Origin of the sequence: Paenibacillus sp. FSL L8-0333 (assembly GCF_037965665.1) — a bacterium.
Lineage (GTDB): Bacteria > Bacillota > Bacilli > Paenibacillales > Paenibacillaceae > Paenibacillus_AQ > Paenibacillus_AQ odorifer.
Genome location: NZ_CP150186.1, coordinates 3,779,586 through 3,795,913, shown reverse-complemented (window position 1 = coordinate 3,795,913; position 16,328 = coordinate 3,779,586). Strand labels below are relative to the sequence as shown.

Sequence of the window (16,328 nt, the reverse complement as noted above, 5' to 3'; positions counted from 1 at the left end):
TATGGGTGAACCGCTACTTTCTATTGATGACCTTCATGTGAAGTTCTCCCGCAGTGAAGATGAAGTTTATGCCGTAAACGGCGTTAGTTTTTCAATCAATGAAAATGAATCCTTGGGGATTGTTGGTGAAAGTGGCTCCGGCAAGTCCGTTACATTGATGTCATCAATTGGGCTCATTCGCGAAAATGGAAAAATAACATCGGGGACAGCTCAGTTTAATGGTAAGGACTTACTTAAAATGCGTCCCAAACAATTAGAAGATATTCGTGGACGTGACATCGGCGTTGTTTTTCAAGATCCGATGACCAGCTTGAACCCGATCATGCGTATCGGGGATCAAATAATGGAAGCCATGCTGACGCATCAATATGCAAACCGGAAGGAAGCTTTTGACCGAACCATTCAGCTCTTGCATGAAATGGGGATTCCGGATCCCAAATCACGGTTTAAAAGTTATCCTCACGAATTTTCCGGGGGTATGCGCCAACGTATCATGATTGCTATTGCTTTGGCATGTGAACCGCAATTATTGATTGCCGATGAGCCAACAACCGCGCTTGATGTCACTGTGCAGATGCAGATTCTTGCACTATTGCAGGAATTGCGCAGAAAACATGGGATGAGCGTAGTGATGGTAACGCATGATTTTGGCCTTGCGACCAACTTTTGTGACAAAATCATCGTGATGTACGGGGGCCAAATCATGGAGAAAGCCACTACGGACAAGTTCATAAGTGAGGCGGCGCATCCCTATTCACTTGGATTGAAACGCTCCATTATCGAAGTGGGCCACAAGGGAAAAGAAATAATGCCTATTCCAAAGACGGCAAAGACACTTACACAGACATTGACCGGCTGCCCATTTGCCGATCGTTGCTTCTATACAACTGAGCGGTGTCAGAATGAGGTTCCCAAGCTTCGAGATTTTAGCACCGATCATCAGATCGCCTGCCATCATGCTGAGGAGGTCGCTTCCTATGCCCAATAATCCGCTCTTGCGCGTAGAGAATGTCTCAAAAACTTTTCGGGTACAAGGAAAAAAGCTGCATGCCATCGAGAATGTTTCTTTTACCCTGGAAGCGGGGAAAACACTGGGGCTTGTTGGGGAGAGTGGCTCAGGAAAATCAACCTTAGGGCGAATGGTTCTGCGTCTACTCGAATCTGACAAAGGAAAAATATTTTTTGAGGACGTGGAGCTCTCAAAGGCAAATAAAGAGAAGCTGCGGGCGATGCGCCGGGATATGCAAATTATTTTCCAGGATCCCAAGGCGAGCCTAAGTCCGAGAATGACGGTAGGAGACGCTATTGAAGATGCAATGGCTATCCACAAAATCGGAACTAAAGTAAGCCGGCATGAGCGTGTGATCGAACTTCTTGAGCGGGTCGGTTTGCCTTCTGAAGTCCAATACGCTTATCCGCATGAACTGTCAGGTGGACAATTGCAGCGGGTTGGGATTGCCAGAGCGTTGTCACTGAATCCTAAATTGCTTATTTGTGATGAACCGGTGTCCGCATTGGATGTATCTATTCAGGTTCAAGTCATTCAACTACTAAAGGATTTGCAGAAGGAATTTAACCTGACTTATATCTTTATTTCGCATAATTTGGCAGTAGTGGAGTATTTGAGTGATGATATCGCGGTTCTTTATTTAGGAGAGGTGGTTGAGCAAGCTCCGGCGGATGAATTGTTCAAGAAACCTACGCATCCTTACACGCAGGTCCTGCTAAATTCGATTTTGAAGATTCCGGATAGTGTGGAGCAGAAGCAGCAGATGGTATCGATTCAAGGCGAGGTGCCATCACCGCTCAATCCACCAAGAGGCTGCACTTTTCATCCGCGGTGTTCTTTTGCCTCGGATGTATGTATGGCTGTCAAGCCTGAACGGAAAATCGTGTCAGAAGGCCATAGTGCCGTGTGTCATTTGGTAGAATAAGCAGAGGCTTAATTAAGTAATCAGCAGATGACTTCTGTATATCACAGAAGTCATCTTTTTTAATTCATACACACAAAAAAGCCCTATAAGAAGGTCGCTTTTTTCAAAGTGAACAGCTTATAGGGCGCAGTTAAAATCTGCTTACTGCTTATCAATCGCTGCTGCTAACCCTTCATAGGAAGAATCCTGAAGCAGTACTCCGTTCACCATAAATTTAGGAGTACCGTTCACTCCGTAGGAACCAGCGATCTTAAAGTCTTCTTTTACATCGAACATGTAGGTATGATTCTTGAGATCTGTTTCAAATTGAGCGTAATCAATGCCCTCGATGTTATTCTTAACGAATTTTAGAATGAATTTCTGAGTGGCCCAAATTTCGCTCTCATCGCCTTGATTAGCGTACAGCTTATGAAGGTATTCCCAGAACTTCTCGTTGCTTTGCTTGTAGATGGCTTCGCCGGCGCTAGCAGCAAGATAAGAGTCCCGGTCCAAAAATGCAAAGTTCATGAAAAAAAGTTCCACTTTTCCGGTATCCACGTAGTCTTTAATAAAAGTATCCAGATACTTTTCAGTCCACATTTTGCAGGCGGGACATTTGAAATCTGCGAATTCGATAACTTTAACTTTGGCATCAGGACTTCCAAGATGAGGTTGCTTCTCATATTTCAGCCCATCAACAACAATGCTTCCCTTTACGTCGGTGTAGTTGGGTAGATCTGCTGTATCATCAGTCTTATTGCTTAAGATGAAAACAATTACAGCGAGAAGGATTACAACAACGACACCTAATATCATGGGAAGCAAAGGTCTTTTGGTCTGAGATTGTTTAGCTGACACTTTCTTATTCATATCTCACCTCCTAGACAATATAGGAATACTATAAAAATAGTATAATCATCCAGTAGGTAGTGTAGATATGTCATTTGTAACAATGCTACGTAACGTTGTAGCTAGATTATTAGTTTTTGAATTTAGCGGCTGAGCGAATGACAGGAGGCACCTCGTGGATGGACGAAATAGTCATCACGGCTTGCTGCATCTCCTGCTCCAGCTCGATAAGGTTATAGCTCCATTCATTTTGTTGCTTCAGGTAGATACTGTTAATGCCTGCGGTAACTGCGGGAAGTACATCTGTACGTAACGAGTTGCCAATCATCCAGGTACGTTTGCGGTCAAAGCTTTGGGTAGCCAAAATATTTTCAAGTGCCTCAACATTTTTATGCTTCCGAATATAGATACGATCGTCAAAATAAGCATCCAGCTTCATTTGTTCAATTTTACGTTGCTGAATGGTGTCGTCCCCGCCAGTATACAAGAATAAATGGTGACCCTCTTGCTTCAGCGTATCGAGTGTTTCAACCATGCCAGGGTAAGCTTCAATTTCTTGGTCATAGACGCTTAGACCGAGCTTGTGTAATTGTTGCTCATGAAAGCGATCTGTCGGACGGTTATATTTGGCGCAGAAATAACGGTAGGTGGCGATTAAGGATTTGGGAAAGTTGTCGCTGGCCAGGCCACTCGTGTTGACGGTATCAACATCAATTTCTATTTGCTTGCTGCGTAATTCACTGGTGCTTGGGCCAAATTCATTAAACCAATCAGTCATGAGCTCGAAATATTGCCCTAAAATTAGATCGAAATATTTGTTGCAGTGAACCAGCGTATCATCTAGATCGAAAATTACTTGTTGAGTCATGTATTTCATATCTCTCACTCCTTGGATCTGTATCTGTATAGTGTTCTATAGGTGAATATAAGATTCTAAGAACATTTGAAGCTCAGAAGCGCCGTCTGGACGGATACTGAAGCGCTCATCTTGTTCCCCACGAAGATGGATACGGAGTAAACCAGCTACGCGTAGGATCATTAGGTGATGCATAAGCATTTCTCTGGATTGATTTAAATCGGACTGCATCTCCCATAAAGATTTGGGTTCATGGGCGACATACCGAAGCAATCGGAGTCTGGTTGGATCCGACAGCGCCTTGGTCATGCGCAATAGCACCATCGGTGGCTCATTTTCATCTTCCAATGGCACATCTACAGGATACTGTACAATCACCATAGTTTTGTAGAAGCAGTAGGTGTTAATTGGTCGATTATGAACGGTAGGCAATAATACTATAGTCTTAAGATCCCGTATATCCTCGAAAACTACACCACCAGATGCATATTCAATTAAAGAAATAGGGTCCATTTTGCTTTCCAGCATTTTTTTCTCGGAGGCATCTTCAATTAATAACGGTAAAATCTTGTGTTCTACATGACGAAAATATTGCTCATACCAGAGTCTTAGAAGCGGACTATAGCTGCTCTTGATCCGGGAAGCTTCATCTATGGTGAAATCATGAATTAACGGTGCGATCTGCTGATAACACTCTTCTATAGAAGCTGAATCCAGATCATCCAGAAAATGCAGCACTGACGTTGCGGGCCCTCGGCTGTAAACCCAAGCATATAACACATCATAATCCGTAAATGGCCACTCCGCAGCTTGCATGAGAGCTGTTACTTTATGAGGAGTAATGCGATCTTCCACATCACTTACCCAGTGGGGACCGAGGTCCAAATTGGAGATCCATTTTCTGGTTACATATATCATAAAACTGTCCAGCAGTTCATAAACCGGCGATACGTCGATTTTTAATTCGTAATCCATGTAACATGCACCCCCAGAAATCCGTAACTTCTACATATTATCTCTTGTTTTGAAGAAGGTTGTCCACTATAATGTTCGGTGTTTGCCATTACATCATTGTTTTTATTATAGGGGGATATCATCCGTGTCAGACCGGCTTAAAGTATCTATACGAAGTAATAGCAAAATGACTTTCATGATTCTTATTACAGCTACTATAGCCGCGGGGCTTAGCCAAGGGCTATTGCTGCCCATTCTATCCATTCTTTTGGAGCAAAAAGGAGTCTCCTCGTCACTGAACGGACTGAATGCTGCTGCCCTATACATAGGATCATTTGGGATGACCTTGATTGCTGAACGTGTTCTTGGAGCGGTTGGATTTAAAAAATTGATAGCTGGTGGGATTAGTTTAGTCTTAGTAAGCTTGCTCATGTTTCCCTTTTTTACAGGGATCAAGGTATGGTTTGTATTGCGTCTGCTTGTGGGTGTGGGCGATGCTGCGATTAATTACGGGGCCCAGCTTTGGGTTCTACTCATGACACCTGCCGAGCATCGCGGACGTAATCTTTCACTATATGGCATGTCCTATGGTCTGGGCTTTAGCTTAGGGCCACTTGGGATAAGTCTGCTGCGTTATGGACAGGCCGTGCCTTTTATTGTTCTCGCATTTCTATTTTTGTTAGTCTTAATTCTTGTGACTACAATTCTGCCGGATTCCCGGCCAGATAAAGCGGAGAGTGGTGAAAGTCAGGTTCGCCGTTTCGGTCGTTGTTACAGCTTAGCCTGGTTCGCTTTAATTCCAGCCCTTTTATATGGCTTTATGGAAGCCAGCTTAAATAGCAGCTTTCCGGTATATGGTCTGCGTATCGGTTACAGCACAGATCAAATTGCAGCATTATTGCCTTTTGCGGGGGTCGGAGGACTGCTTCTGCAGTTTCCATTAGGTCTGTGGAGCGACCAGTTTGGCCGCAAGCGGGTACTGATTATTGCCGGGATCGGAGGCGGGATCGCCTTCACTATGTTGCCGCTGGCAGGTGACCATTTTACGTTGACAATGGTGCTTCTGATGATCGCAGGAGGACTAGTGGGCTCCTTTTTCTCATTAGGGCTAAGTCTGGCCGCGGATATTTTGCCACGACATCTACTGCCTGCTGCCAATGTGGTTGCTTCTTTCCATTTTAGTATTGGCAGTATTATTGGGCCCGGCATTGGTGGTTTGTTGCTGCAAGTGGGCTTAAGCGGCGGTATTTTTGCCCTGATGGGTGGTTTATATATCGTGTTCGGCTTGCTTGGGTTATTATTCTCGCCACAACCTAGAAATTGAGGTAAGATAAGAACGAGTGCTCGCATGGAAATTGAACTCACATTCAGAGTACACTATAGATTATAGATGAAGACAGGGAGAGGCTGAACTATGATCACAGTTGAACACTTAGCCAAGGCAGTTGGGGAAGATAAAAATCCGGTCCTGCAGGATATAGGATTTCAATTAGAGCCGGGTGAGCTCGTAGCCATACTTGGAGCGAGTGGGAGCGGTAAGACCACTTTATTACGCTGTTTAGCGCTGCGAGAGAAGTGGGACAGAGGGAATTTTAGAGTGGACGGTACGGATATTATGGCGAGTGCCTTTTCCGGAAAAAGAAAAATTCGCCGGGAGTGGGCTTACCTGGAGCAGAATGCTGAGCTCAATCCTAACCGAACAGCGCTGAAAAACGTGCTGATCGGCCAGTCCGCACAGACGCCAATGTGGCGTATGGTTACAGGGATGGTTCGTTCAGATGATTATATGGGTGCGATGGATGAATTAGATGCCCTTGGACTTCTAGATAAAGCGAAGATGAAGACTAGCCAGCTAAGCGGTGGTGAACGTCAGCGTGTAGCGATTGCTAGAGCATTAACTCATGGTGCCAAAGTAATTCTAGCGGATGAACCGGTTACGGGTCTTGATCCCAAATCGGCAGAGAGTGTATTGGAAACTTTGCGCAGACTATGTAAAGAGACGGGGCTTACCGTAGTGACGGTGCTGCCTATTGAACTGGCTGAACGTTTCGCTTCACGTATATGGGTACTAGAAGATGGACGAATTAAGCATGATATAAAGGGACGTAGATTAACGTCTCAGGAACGCGCGAATTTGTAAAGTTCGGACACGGATAAGGAAAAGAGTGATGAGGTTGAGTATAAAAAGTCTTAGGTGCCTGGCAGCTGCAACACTGTCGTTATCCGTACTTTCGGGTTGTACTTTCATCAGTGATCCCGTTTCGAAGATGAAAGCTCCGCAGCTGTCTGCTGACAAAGCAACACTTATGGCTGCTATTAATTCACATATTCCAGCGGGTACGGAGTTGATCCGTCCGGTTAATGATGAGAGCTCAATTTTCACAGAGGATCTCAATAACGATGGAATTATGGAGTCGTTGGTGTTCTATAGAACGCCAAGCGAAGCTGTAGAGATTCACGGGATGATCTTAGAGAAGCAAGGAGATGCCTGGGTCAAAAAGCTTGTTTTTGATGGGGATGGAACTATGCTGGAGTCCGTCGATCTGAAAGATATGACAGGTGACGGGAAGCTGAATATCATTACAGGTTATTCACGTGGGGAAGAAAAAGGCCTCGTCGTGTATAGCTATTCCAGCGGATCATTGGAAGAAGTGCTTTCACTTCCTTACACCAAATATATGATTGATGATCTTAACAAGGATGGAATTGAAGACATCACCGTTGTTTATTTTAAAAGAAATGAATTTGCAACCATTTCGATCTATCAGTACAATGATGGCTTTAAGGTGCTCGATAAGATCGAGGATATCGATCCGTATTTTTTTAATTATTACAATATTGTCGCAGGAAAGATTGCCAAAGATAAAGAAGGAATCGTATTGGACGCTTCGGTGGATTTCCAATCCGCCTACAGTTTAATTGTTCTTATGGAGCATAACAAGCTGCGCGTGGTTTTGCCAGGTGATACGAGGACTTACAAAGATCGTCTGATTGCAAGCGAAGATATTGATCATGATGGCATTATTGAAGTTGGATTGCTTGAAGCGCCAAAAGGATGGGAGTATTTCGACCCCGCAGATATTCCTTATTTCACCTCCTATTATAAATGGGATGGAAAAGATGGCCTAACCTTTGCAGTCCAGCTATATCGTGATCCATCGGATCGCTTTACTATTAATTTTGATCCAGAGCTGCATGGAAAGGTAAGTATTGACACGAAATCTGTTCTGGATAAAAACCTTAAGTTCATCATGACCGACACCGGAGAGACGTTTGCTGAGGTTTCCTTCTTTTCTCCTTCGGAATGGGATAAGGCTAAGAATGAAGGCTGGGAGCTGCTTGGGCGGGATTCAGATAAAGTCATCGGCTACCGTGGTGAGCTAGAACAAAGTACAACAAAAGAAGGAAGCAATAAGATTGCCTCCCCTATTGAAAGGAAGGGAATAGATGAGTAAAGTTCTGATATTGGAAGATGAAGAGTCCATTCGCAGTTTCATAGTCATTAATTTGAAGCGTAATGGGTTCGAAGTGCTGGAGGCTGCTGACGGAAATGAAGCATTGCATAAATTAACCACTATACCTGATATTGATATTGCGTTATTGGATGTTATGGTTCCCGGCATTGATGGATTTGAAGTTTGTAGACGGATTAGGGAGACTAATGAACGCTTGGGAATTATTTTTCTTACCGCCAAGGTTCAGGAGCAGGATAAAGTTTACGCTTTGTCCGTAGGTGCAGATGATCATGTTAGTAAGCCATTTAGCCCAACGGAGCTAATTGCGCGTATTCAATCTTTGCTGCGCCGAGTAAATGTGCATCGTGAACAGTCGGCCAAGGTTTCTTTTCATTCGGGGCCTTTCAGCTTGGATCTTATTACTAAACAATTCAAACGTGATAATGTAGCCATTGAACTGACGCCTACGGAGTTCTCTCTGATTCAATTCTTTCTTGAAAAAGAAAACACTCCACTTAGCCGCGATCTTCTGTTGGATCATGTGTGGGGCAAGGAGTATATGGGTGATCCCAAAATTGTAGATGTAAATATCCGGCGCTTACGCCAGAAGATTGAGAACAATCCTTCGGAACCGGAATTTTTGCAGACTGTATGGGGGCACGGATATAGATGGAAAGGCCAAGGACAATGATTAAGAAGGGGATGCGCAGACAGATTGTTCTGCACTACATTCTTGTAGTTTTTTTGGCGCTTCTCCTCGTAGAAGTTATCTTCCTGCTGGCCATCAGAACATATTATTATGACAGTGTATACAGCAAGATTAAAAATCACATTTCTGTTTCAGAGTCGTTTTTTCAAAAGAACATGATACCAAGCGATAATAGCATCTATCTGCTACAAGAAGTACTGGAGAGGTTCTCATTGAGCAAGACGGAGCTGGAAATCTTATCGCTAAATGGGGATATCATCACTAGTTCCACTGGCTTTCAGCCGGATCGGACCATTACGACCAGTGATGTACCAGAAGCCGTTGGCGGCAGCGTTGGACGCTGGGTAGGGCGTCAGGCAGGCACGAATGAGAGCGTAATGGCGGTTTCCAAAATGCTGCAGATTCATGGACAGGATAAGTATGTCCTAAGGTATATTACTTCACTAGAAGAAATCAATAATGATTTGCTTAATCTTACCTTATTGTCTACTGCTATTGCTGCAGCTGTTATGGCTGTAGTTGTTGGGTTTAGCTTCGGACTGGCCAATTCGATTGTGAAGCCGCTGAATAATATTACGGCAGTTTCAGCCCAGATGGCCAAGGGGAGATTCAACGTACGGATTAAGGGAGACTATAAATTTGAGATTGGTGATTTGGCTTCAACGCTGAATTATATGGCTCAGGAAATTGTGCGCAGCAATCAGATTAAGGATGATTTTATCTCGTCCATTTCTCACGAGCTGAGGACACCTCTTACAAGTATCAAGGGCTGGAGTGAAACTTTAGTTTCCGGCGGGTATGATCCGGAGGAGACAAAACTTGGAGTCAGCATCATTTCCAAAGAAAGTGAACGCCTGATTGGGCTGGTGGAGGAAATTCTCGACTTTTCTAAGCTGCAGCAGAACCAAATGAAGCTGTCGATTGGGGTTGTAGATGTAAAGGTACTGCTACAAGAGACGATACTGAATGTTTGGGCTAAAGCGGAAAAGAAACGAATTCATCTGCTGCTGGAATGTGAAGACGCGATCTTTGTTAAAGGGGATGCCAATCGCTTAAAACAGGTATTTTTGAACTTGGTAGACAATGCAGTGAAATTCTCACATGAAGATTCCAGTATTGAATTGTCAGCAAAGAGGCTGTCTGCTACAGAAACAGCGATTATGGTACGAGACAGCGGGATAGGGATTAGTGAAGCGCATATCTCCAGAGTTAAGGACCGTTTCTTTCAAGTGGATGCACTTAATGGAGGAACAGGCTTGGGGTTAGCGATCTCACAGCAGATTGTAGAACTTCATAATGGGACACTTGATATGGCAAGTGAGCTTGGAAAGGGAACGGAAGTAACCGTCATCTTGCCTCTTACTGAACCACAGCCGGAAGTTAACTCAGATGAGGTAACTCAAATTACAGCTACCTTTCCTGAATTAGATGATTGGGAGACGTGACCTGAGATGGGGATAACGAAGAATTCGATCCGTATAGTTCGTGGAGAGCCTGATCGGGTTAACGACATCTTGAGGCTGTTGCAAGAAGCGGCAGAATGGATGGAGCGTAACGGGATTAACCAATGGACACCCGGACAATTTAATGAGACCGATATTGCAGGATATTTCGCTGACAGACATGTTTATTTAGCCCTTGACGATGGGGCTGTAGTTGGCATGTTCACGTTGCAATTCAGTGATCCACAGTACTGGGGCAGTAAAAATGATAAGTCCTACGCTTATTTGCACCGATTGGCTGTGAAAGACTCCCACCGCGGCCGAGGACTTGGACAGCAAATGCTTAAATATGCAGTAGTTCTAGCCAAAGATCTAGGCTGTAAGAGTCTTAGGTTTGACACTGTGGCACATAACATTAAGCTCAATCGTTATTATCAGAGCATGGGTTTTCACTACATGGGCACTAACGATATGGGAAATGGTCGTTTAGTGAACTTATATGAACATTTTGAGGAGAGTGCTGAGTCAGACCGTCTGATCCTCAGGTTTATATCAGAATCTGATTTTGAACACTTAAAGCGCTGGAGTGTTTCTCCAGAGTATCTGAAGCAGTGGGCAGGACCTTCGCTTACTTATCCTTTAGACGATGAGCAGCTTGTTAAATACTTAACGGATGCTAATCATCCAGGCTTATCCGATCGCCTTATCTTCTGTGCAATTCAGGAAGCTACGCAGCAGGTAGTGGGCCATATTAGCTTTTCAGCCATTGACCGGGTTAATCGTTCTGCACGTATCGGCAGGGTAGTAGTGGACCCTGAGTTTCAAGGTAGAGGCATTGGTAAACGGATGATACAAGAAATGCTTCGAATTGGATTTGAAGGTCTGGACCTGCATCGTCTGTCTCTAGGCGCTTTCGATTTCAATACAGCTGCCCTGAAAGCTTATGAAGCTGTTGGCTTTAAGCGGGAGGGTGTTCAACGTGAGTCCGCTTTATTCGGTGAGCAATATGTAGATTGTGTGGAAATGAGCATATTAGACAGAGAATGGACGGCTAGCCGTAATTCATAAAATCATTAATTTTGTACAACCGAAGGGGCTGTTGCTCTGGTCATGATCGACCAGGACAACAGCCCCTTTTTATATAAAGTATTTTTCTATATAATGGTTGTTATGAAGGAAGAACTTCACGCAAACGTCCTGTCTTCTCATACACATCCTGAAACAGACGGGAAGGTTGGTTTCGGACCGCCGGCTTGGCAGCCACAGTCTCATGTGGTCCAACGACAACGATATTATTTATGCTTCCCTTGATGACTGCGCCATCCTTAATGATTGCCCCTTCACCAATAATGGCATTCTCAATCAATACTCCACGACCAATGCGAGCTCCAGGCATAATAACACTTTGTTTGATCTGGCTCATCTTACCGATTTCTACCCCATTAAAGACTACAGAACGTTGTAGACTACCTTCTTGGGAGCAGGATTCATTCACGAGAGAGTCCGTTGACGGGATCTGTACACGTGGTTTATGAACTGCAAGCTTATTCCGGCGAACCCGACTATACATAGGCCAATGAGTCTTGTCTAACTTCATGCCATTGTCTTTTTGCAGAAGGTCCATATGTGCTTCCCAGAGACTGCCGACTGTACCTACATCTCTCCAGTAACCCTTGAAACGGTAAGCGAATAAATCATCATTCTGATCCAGCATGGTAGGAATAACGTCTTTACCAAAGTCATGGCTGGAATTAGGATTAGCTGCATCCCGCAACAAGTGCTCCTTCAGATAAGCCCACTCGAACAGGTAGATACCCATTGAAGCAAGATTACTTTTTGGTACTTTAGGTTTTTCCGCAAATTCGGAAATTTTCAGATCATCGTTTACGTTCATTACTCCAAAACGACTAGCCTCATCCCAAGGAACCTCCATTACGGAGATAGTTGCTTTTGCTCCTTTTTCAATATGATAATTCAGCATCTTACGGTAATTCATATGGTAAATATGATCACCGGATAGAATGAGCACATGTTCTGGGTTGCGGCTATCAATAAAGTCAATGTTTTTATAAATCGCATCAGCAGTTCCTGTATAACTGTCTCTGCCTTCAACACCTGAAGGAAGCAATGTGACACCTTTATCCTTTTGACTAACTAAGCCCCAAGGCTCGCCTTCACCGATATGATTATGCAAAGAGTCAGCTTCGTATTGTGTCAGAACACCTACTGTATCAATGTTCGAATTTACACAGTTACTTAGCGGGAAATCAATAATTTTATACTGTCCACCGAAAGGGACTGCAGGCTTAGCCATACTGGAAGTCAAGGGAGCCAATCTGCGGCCTTCCCCTCCTGCCAATAACATGGCGATACAATCTTTTTTGTTGTTCATTTGTTATCCCTCCCATTATTTTGTCAATGCTTGTAATATAAACTTACGACAAGCGCTTGAAACGACATAGGTGAAATATATTGCTTTGTAAACAGAAAAATTACAATTAATATTTCTTTATCAGAAAATCTTTTCTTTTAACATCAAAACATTTTCAAAATGGTAATATTCGGGTAAGGTAATAGGTACAAGCACATTGAAAAAGGTGGTGTAGAATTGGCTGAAAAAGCAAAAATCGAGACCCTTCCGTCAGCTGCTGATATCTATCTGTTCCATGAGGGCACCAATTATCGCAGCTATTCTTTGCTGGGTGCACACACTGCCGCTGAAGAAGGCGTTACCGGTGTGCGCTTTACCGTGTGGGCTCCTCATGCGACATATGTAGGACTAGCTGGTGATCATAATGATTGGGACGGAACACAGGGCGTGGACTCGTTATATAAGATACCCGATTCAGGATTTTGGAGTCGTTTTTTTCCGGGAATACAGCCGGGAACTTTTTACAAATACAGGATTCTTGCCTCAGATGGATCAAGTTTCCTAAAAGCGGATCCTTTTGCTTTCAAAGCCGAGGTTCGACCGGCAACGGCTTCGGTAGTAGCAGAACTGGATGGCTACCGATGGGGAGATGCAGCATGGCGTCGGAAAAGCAAAGCGCCTTATCAACAACCAATGAACATTTATGAAATGCACTTCGGTACCTGGCGTCAAAAAGAAGATGGAGAGTTCTACACCTATCGGGAAATGAGCGAGCTCTTAATTCCTTATTTGGTGGAGATGAACTATACACACGTGGAATTTATGCCGCTGGCAGAACATCCATACGATCTATCCTGGGGTTATCAAGGGACGGGGTATTTTGCGGCAACCAGCCGTTATGGCGAACCCCATGAGTTGATGTATTTGATCGATCAGCTGCATCAGGCAGGTATCGGTGTGATTTTAGATTGGGTTCCAGCTCACTTTGCCAAAGACGCACACGGATTACGTATGTTTGATGGAGCGCCACTTTATGAATATGCCGATCCAATGTTAGCTGAAAAACCAGGCTGGGGGACACTTTCGTTTGATTTCAGTAAGCCGGAGATTTCTTCTTTTCTTATTTCTAATGCGCTTTTTTGGTTTGAGTATTATCATATCGACGGAATGCGTGTAGATGCGGTTACCAGTATGCTTCGATTAGATTTCGAAAAGCGGGATCATCAATATCGGCGGAATGTTAACGGTGGATTGGAGAATCTGGAAGCCATCAAATTTATCCAGAATCTGAACAAGGCTATCTTTCATTATTTCCCAAAAGCATTGATGATGGCGGAGGAATCCAGTGCTTGGCCGGGGGTTACTGCACCAGTGCATGAAGGAGGCCTTGGCTTCAATTACAAATGGAATATGGGTTGGATGAATGATACGCTAGGCTACATAGAACATGATTTTGGTGGGCGCCCTTATCATCATAATTTACTTACGTTCCCAATATGTTATGCTTATGCCGAAAATTACGCATTGCCGCTATCGCATGACGAGGTTGTCCACGGCAAGAAGTCTTTGTTAGACAAAATGCCAGGTGCTTATGAACAGAAGTTTGCAGGGCTCAGACAGCTGCTGGGATATCAGATCTCACATCCCGGTAAAAAGCTTCTGTTTATGGGTGGAGAGTTCGGTCAGTTTATCGAATGGAAGGATCAGGAGCAGCTGGACTGGCTGCTGTTGGATTATGAGAGCCATCGTCGTATGCTTGCATACACGGCTGCACTTAATAAACTGTACCGCTCCGAAAAAGCGCTGTGGGAGCTGGATCATGCTCAAGAAGGTTATCAGTGGATTGATGCAGATGACAATGATCAAAGTGTGATTTCGTATATACGCCGAGGGAAGAAACCAGGAGATACGCTGCTTATTGTCATCAATTTCCAACCGGTAGAACGGCACAATTATCGTATAGGCGTGCCACGGGCTGGGACATATGAAGAGTTCTTTAGCTCCGAAAATGTAGAGTACGGCGGTTCCGGATTGCACAATGTCCCTCAAAAGAGCGTTAAGCTGGAATGGCACAATCAGGTGAACAGCATAGAGCTGACTCTTCCGCCCCTTAGCTTCCTGGTGTTTAAAAAAACGTCACGAATGGGTAAGAATAAAGAGGCAAAAGAGTTATAGATCTAAGTACGAATAGAGAATCCGTACAGTTTAAGGGGGAAATAATCATGAAAGTTTTATTTGCCGCAGCTGAAGCCCATCCTTTTGTCAAAACGGGTGGTTTGGCCGATGTCATTGGAGCACTACCTAAAGCGCTGAAGGCTGCCGGGGTAGATGTACGAGTGATTTTGCCTAAATATCGTGGGATTCCTGATAAGTTCACCGCTCAAATGGAGCATTTAACGGAAGTGTATGTCCCAATTGGCTGGCGAAAACAATACTGTGGAATTGAACGCATTATCTATGAGGGTATCCCCGTTTATTTTATCGACAATGAGTATTATTTTGGGCGTGATGGAATTTATGGTTATATGGACGATGGTGAACGGTTTGCGTTCTATAATCGTGCAGTACTGGAGTGTCTGCCGGCCATTGATTTCCAGCCTGATGTTCTGCATTGCCATGATTGGCACGCGGCCGTAATTCCAATGCTCCTACAGGGGCATTATCGTCACAATCCATTTTACAGTGAAATGCGGAGTGTATTTACAATACATAACCTGTTGTATCAGGGAGTGTTTCCTTATGAGGTACTTGGAGAGCTGTTAGGTCTGGATAGCAGTTATTTTGGTAGTGTGGAGTACTATGGTAATGTGAATTTCTTAAAAGGCGGGATTGTATTCAGTGATCGGGTCACGACCGTTAGTCCGACCTATTCAGAAGAGATTCGCACACCTTATTATGGTTACGGCCTGGATGGTTTGTTGAACGCACGGTCAGATGTTTTAAGTGGGATTGTGAATGGCATTGATACTAAAAGTTATAATCCAGCGACAGATTCCAGCCTTGTCACCCGTTATCGTTCCAATTTAACCAAGAAGACGGAAAACAAAGTAGCCTTGCAGGAAGAGCTGGGATTACCCGTAGATGCTAATATCCCAATGGTAGCTATGGTCACGCGTCTTGTGGACTCCAAAGGCTTAGATCTGCTTACCCGAGTGCTGGATGAGCTGCTATATCACGATGATATTCAATTTGTGCTTCTAGGAACAGGTGATGAATCCTACGAGCGTTGGTTCAAGGAAGCGGCATGGCGGTATCCGACCAAGCTGTCTTCACAGATCTTATTTAATGATGCACTCTCACGAAAAATATATGCTGCCAGCGATATCTTCCTTATGCCGTCTAAGTTTGAGCCCTGTGGCATCAGTCAGCTGCTCGCTTTACGGTATGGTAGCATACCCGTTGTCCGTGAGACAGGTGGCCTGAATGATACTGTGCACGCTTATAATGAAGAAACCGGTGAAGGCAATGGCTTTACGTTCAGCAATTATAATGCACACGATATGATGTTTACGCTGCGCCGGGCGCTTTCTTTTTACAAGCAGCCTGAACATTGGAAAAAGATCACAAAAAATGCATTCGCGGGAGATTATAGCTGGAATGTATCCGCTCAGCAGTACATGGATATCTATGATGATATAACCAGATAAAGTTTAACAAATTCTGTAATGGGTTAATAAGGGATTGCACCCGGGAGTATGGTAAATACTCTGGGAGCAGTCCTTTTTTTATGAAATTAGGAATAAACAGTCGAATGATTTAGCCAGTATAGGGGATAGTAA

At 44.1% G+C, this 16,328-nt stretch carries 14 protein-coding genes; 10 read left to right on the top strand and 4 right to left on the bottom strand.

Going from position 1 to position 16,328, the window contains the following annotated elements; translation table 11 throughout:
- The first annotated feature begins 1 nt into the window (after position 1).
- The gene (locus NYE72_RS16945) at positions 2–988 is read left to right on the top strand and encodes an ABC transporter ATP-binding protein (protein ID WP_036687658.1); all 987 of its coding nucleotides are present in this window, start codon (positions 2–4) and stop codon (positions 986–988) included.
- A complete protein-coding gene (locus NYE72_RS16940) occupies positions 978–1,934 on the top strand; it encodes an ABC transporter ATP-binding protein (RefSeq protein ID WP_036687656.1) in 957 nt (318 codons plus the stop codon). The genes NYE72_RS16945 and NYE72_RS16940 overlap by 11 nt, the downstream gene beginning before the upstream one ends.
- 141 nt (positions 1,935–2,075) lie before the next feature.
- On the opposite strand, the gene NYE72_RS16935 is transcribed toward NYE72_RS16940, so the two are convergent.
- From NYE72_RS16935 to NYE72_RS16925, 3 genes are all read right to left on the bottom strand, one after another.
- A complete protein-coding gene (locus NYE72_RS16935) occupies positions 2,076–2,783 on the bottom strand; it encodes a DsbA family protein (protein ID WP_036687653.1) in 708 nt (235 codons plus the stop codon).
- A 109-nt stretch (positions 2,784–2,892) separates the two neighbouring features.
- Positions 2,893–3,639 (bottom strand): HAD hydrolase-like protein, encoded by a 747-nt coding sequence (locus NYE72_RS16930; protein ID WP_036687651.1) that lies wholly within the window; start codon positions 3,637–3,639, stop codon positions 2,893–2,895.
- A 36-nt stretch (positions 3,640–3,675) separates the two neighbouring features.
- Positions 3,676–4,593: a helix-turn-helix domain-containing protein gene (locus NYE72_RS16925; protein ID WP_036687649.1), complete on the bottom strand. Its 918-nt coding sequence runs from the start codon at positions 4,591–4,593 to the stop codon at positions 3,676–3,678.
- A 148-nt stretch (positions 4,594–4,741) separates the two neighbouring features.
- Between NYE72_RS16925 and NYE72_RS16920 the strand changes: the two genes are divergently transcribed.
- The 6 genes from NYE72_RS16920 to NYE72_RS16895 all read left to right on the top strand — a co-directional run bounded on the left by NYE72_RS16920 (position 4,742) and on the right by NYE72_RS16895 (position 11,246).
- Positions 4,742–5,896: an MFS transporter gene (locus NYE72_RS16920; RefSeq protein ID WP_076098793.1), complete on the top strand. Its 1,155-nt coding sequence runs from the start codon at positions 4,742–4,744 to the stop codon at positions 5,894–5,896.
- A 90-nt stretch (positions 5,897–5,986) separates the two neighbouring features.
- A complete protein-coding gene (locus tag NYE72_RS16915) occupies positions 5,987–6,712 on the top strand; it encodes an ATP-binding cassette domain-containing protein (protein ID WP_036687647.1) in 726 nt (241 codons plus the stop codon).
- 34 nt (positions 6,713–6,746) lie between these two features.
- Positions 6,747–8,027, top strand: coding sequence for a hypothetical protein (locus tag NYE72_RS16910; protein ID WP_235219555.1), 1,281 nt, complete (start codon positions 6,747–6,749; stop codon positions 8,025–8,027).
- Positions 8,020–8,718 (top strand): response regulator transcription factor, encoded by a 699-nt coding sequence (locus NYE72_RS16905; protein WP_036687642.1) that lies wholly within the window; start codon positions 8,020–8,022, stop codon positions 8,716–8,718. The genes NYE72_RS16910 and NYE72_RS16905 overlap by 8 nt, the downstream gene beginning before the upstream one ends.
- On the top strand, positions 8,715–10,181 hold the full coding sequence (locus NYE72_RS16900; protein WP_051491526.1) for a HAMP domain-containing sensor histidine kinase: 1,467 nt from the start codon (positions 8,715–8,717) through the stop codon (positions 10,179–10,181). The genes NYE72_RS16905 and NYE72_RS16900 overlap by 4 nt, the downstream gene beginning before the upstream one ends.
- Positions 10,182–10,187: 6 nt before the next feature.
- Complete coding sequence (locus tag NYE72_RS16895) at positions 10,188–11,246, top strand: GNAT family N-acetyltransferase (RefSeq protein WP_081382393.1); 1,059 nt, start codon at positions 10,188–10,190, stop codon at positions 11,244–11,246.
- Between the two features lie 100 nt (positions 11,247–11,346).
- Here the strand turns inward: NYE72_RS16895 and NYE72_RS16890 are convergent, their stop codons facing one another.
- Positions 11,347–12,570, bottom strand: coding sequence for a glucose-1-phosphate adenylyltransferase (locus NYE72_RS16890; RefSeq protein WP_076098784.1), 1,224 nt, complete (start codon positions 12,568–12,570; stop codon positions 11,347–11,349).
- 216 nt (positions 12,571–12,786) lie between these two features.
- Between NYE72_RS16890 and glgB the strand changes: the two genes are divergently transcribed.
- Both glgB and glgA read left to right on the top strand, forming a co-directional pair.
- Positions 12,787–14,724 carry a 1,4-alpha-glucan branching protein GlgB gene (gene glgB, locus NYE72_RS16885; protein ID WP_076098785.1) on the top strand — a complete coding sequence of 646 codons (1,938 nt, stop codon included), beginning with the start codon at positions 12,787–12,789 and terminating at the stop codon, positions 14,722–14,724.
- 47 nt (positions 14,725–14,771) lie between these two features.
- The gene (gene glgA / locus NYE72_RS16880) at positions 14,772–16,196 is read left to right on the top strand and encodes a glycogen synthase GlgA (RefSeq protein WP_036687636.1); all 1,425 of its coding nucleotides are present in this window, start codon (positions 14,772–14,774) and stop codon (positions 16,194–16,196) included.
- The last annotated feature ends 132 nt before the right edge of the window (positions 16,197–16,328 follow it).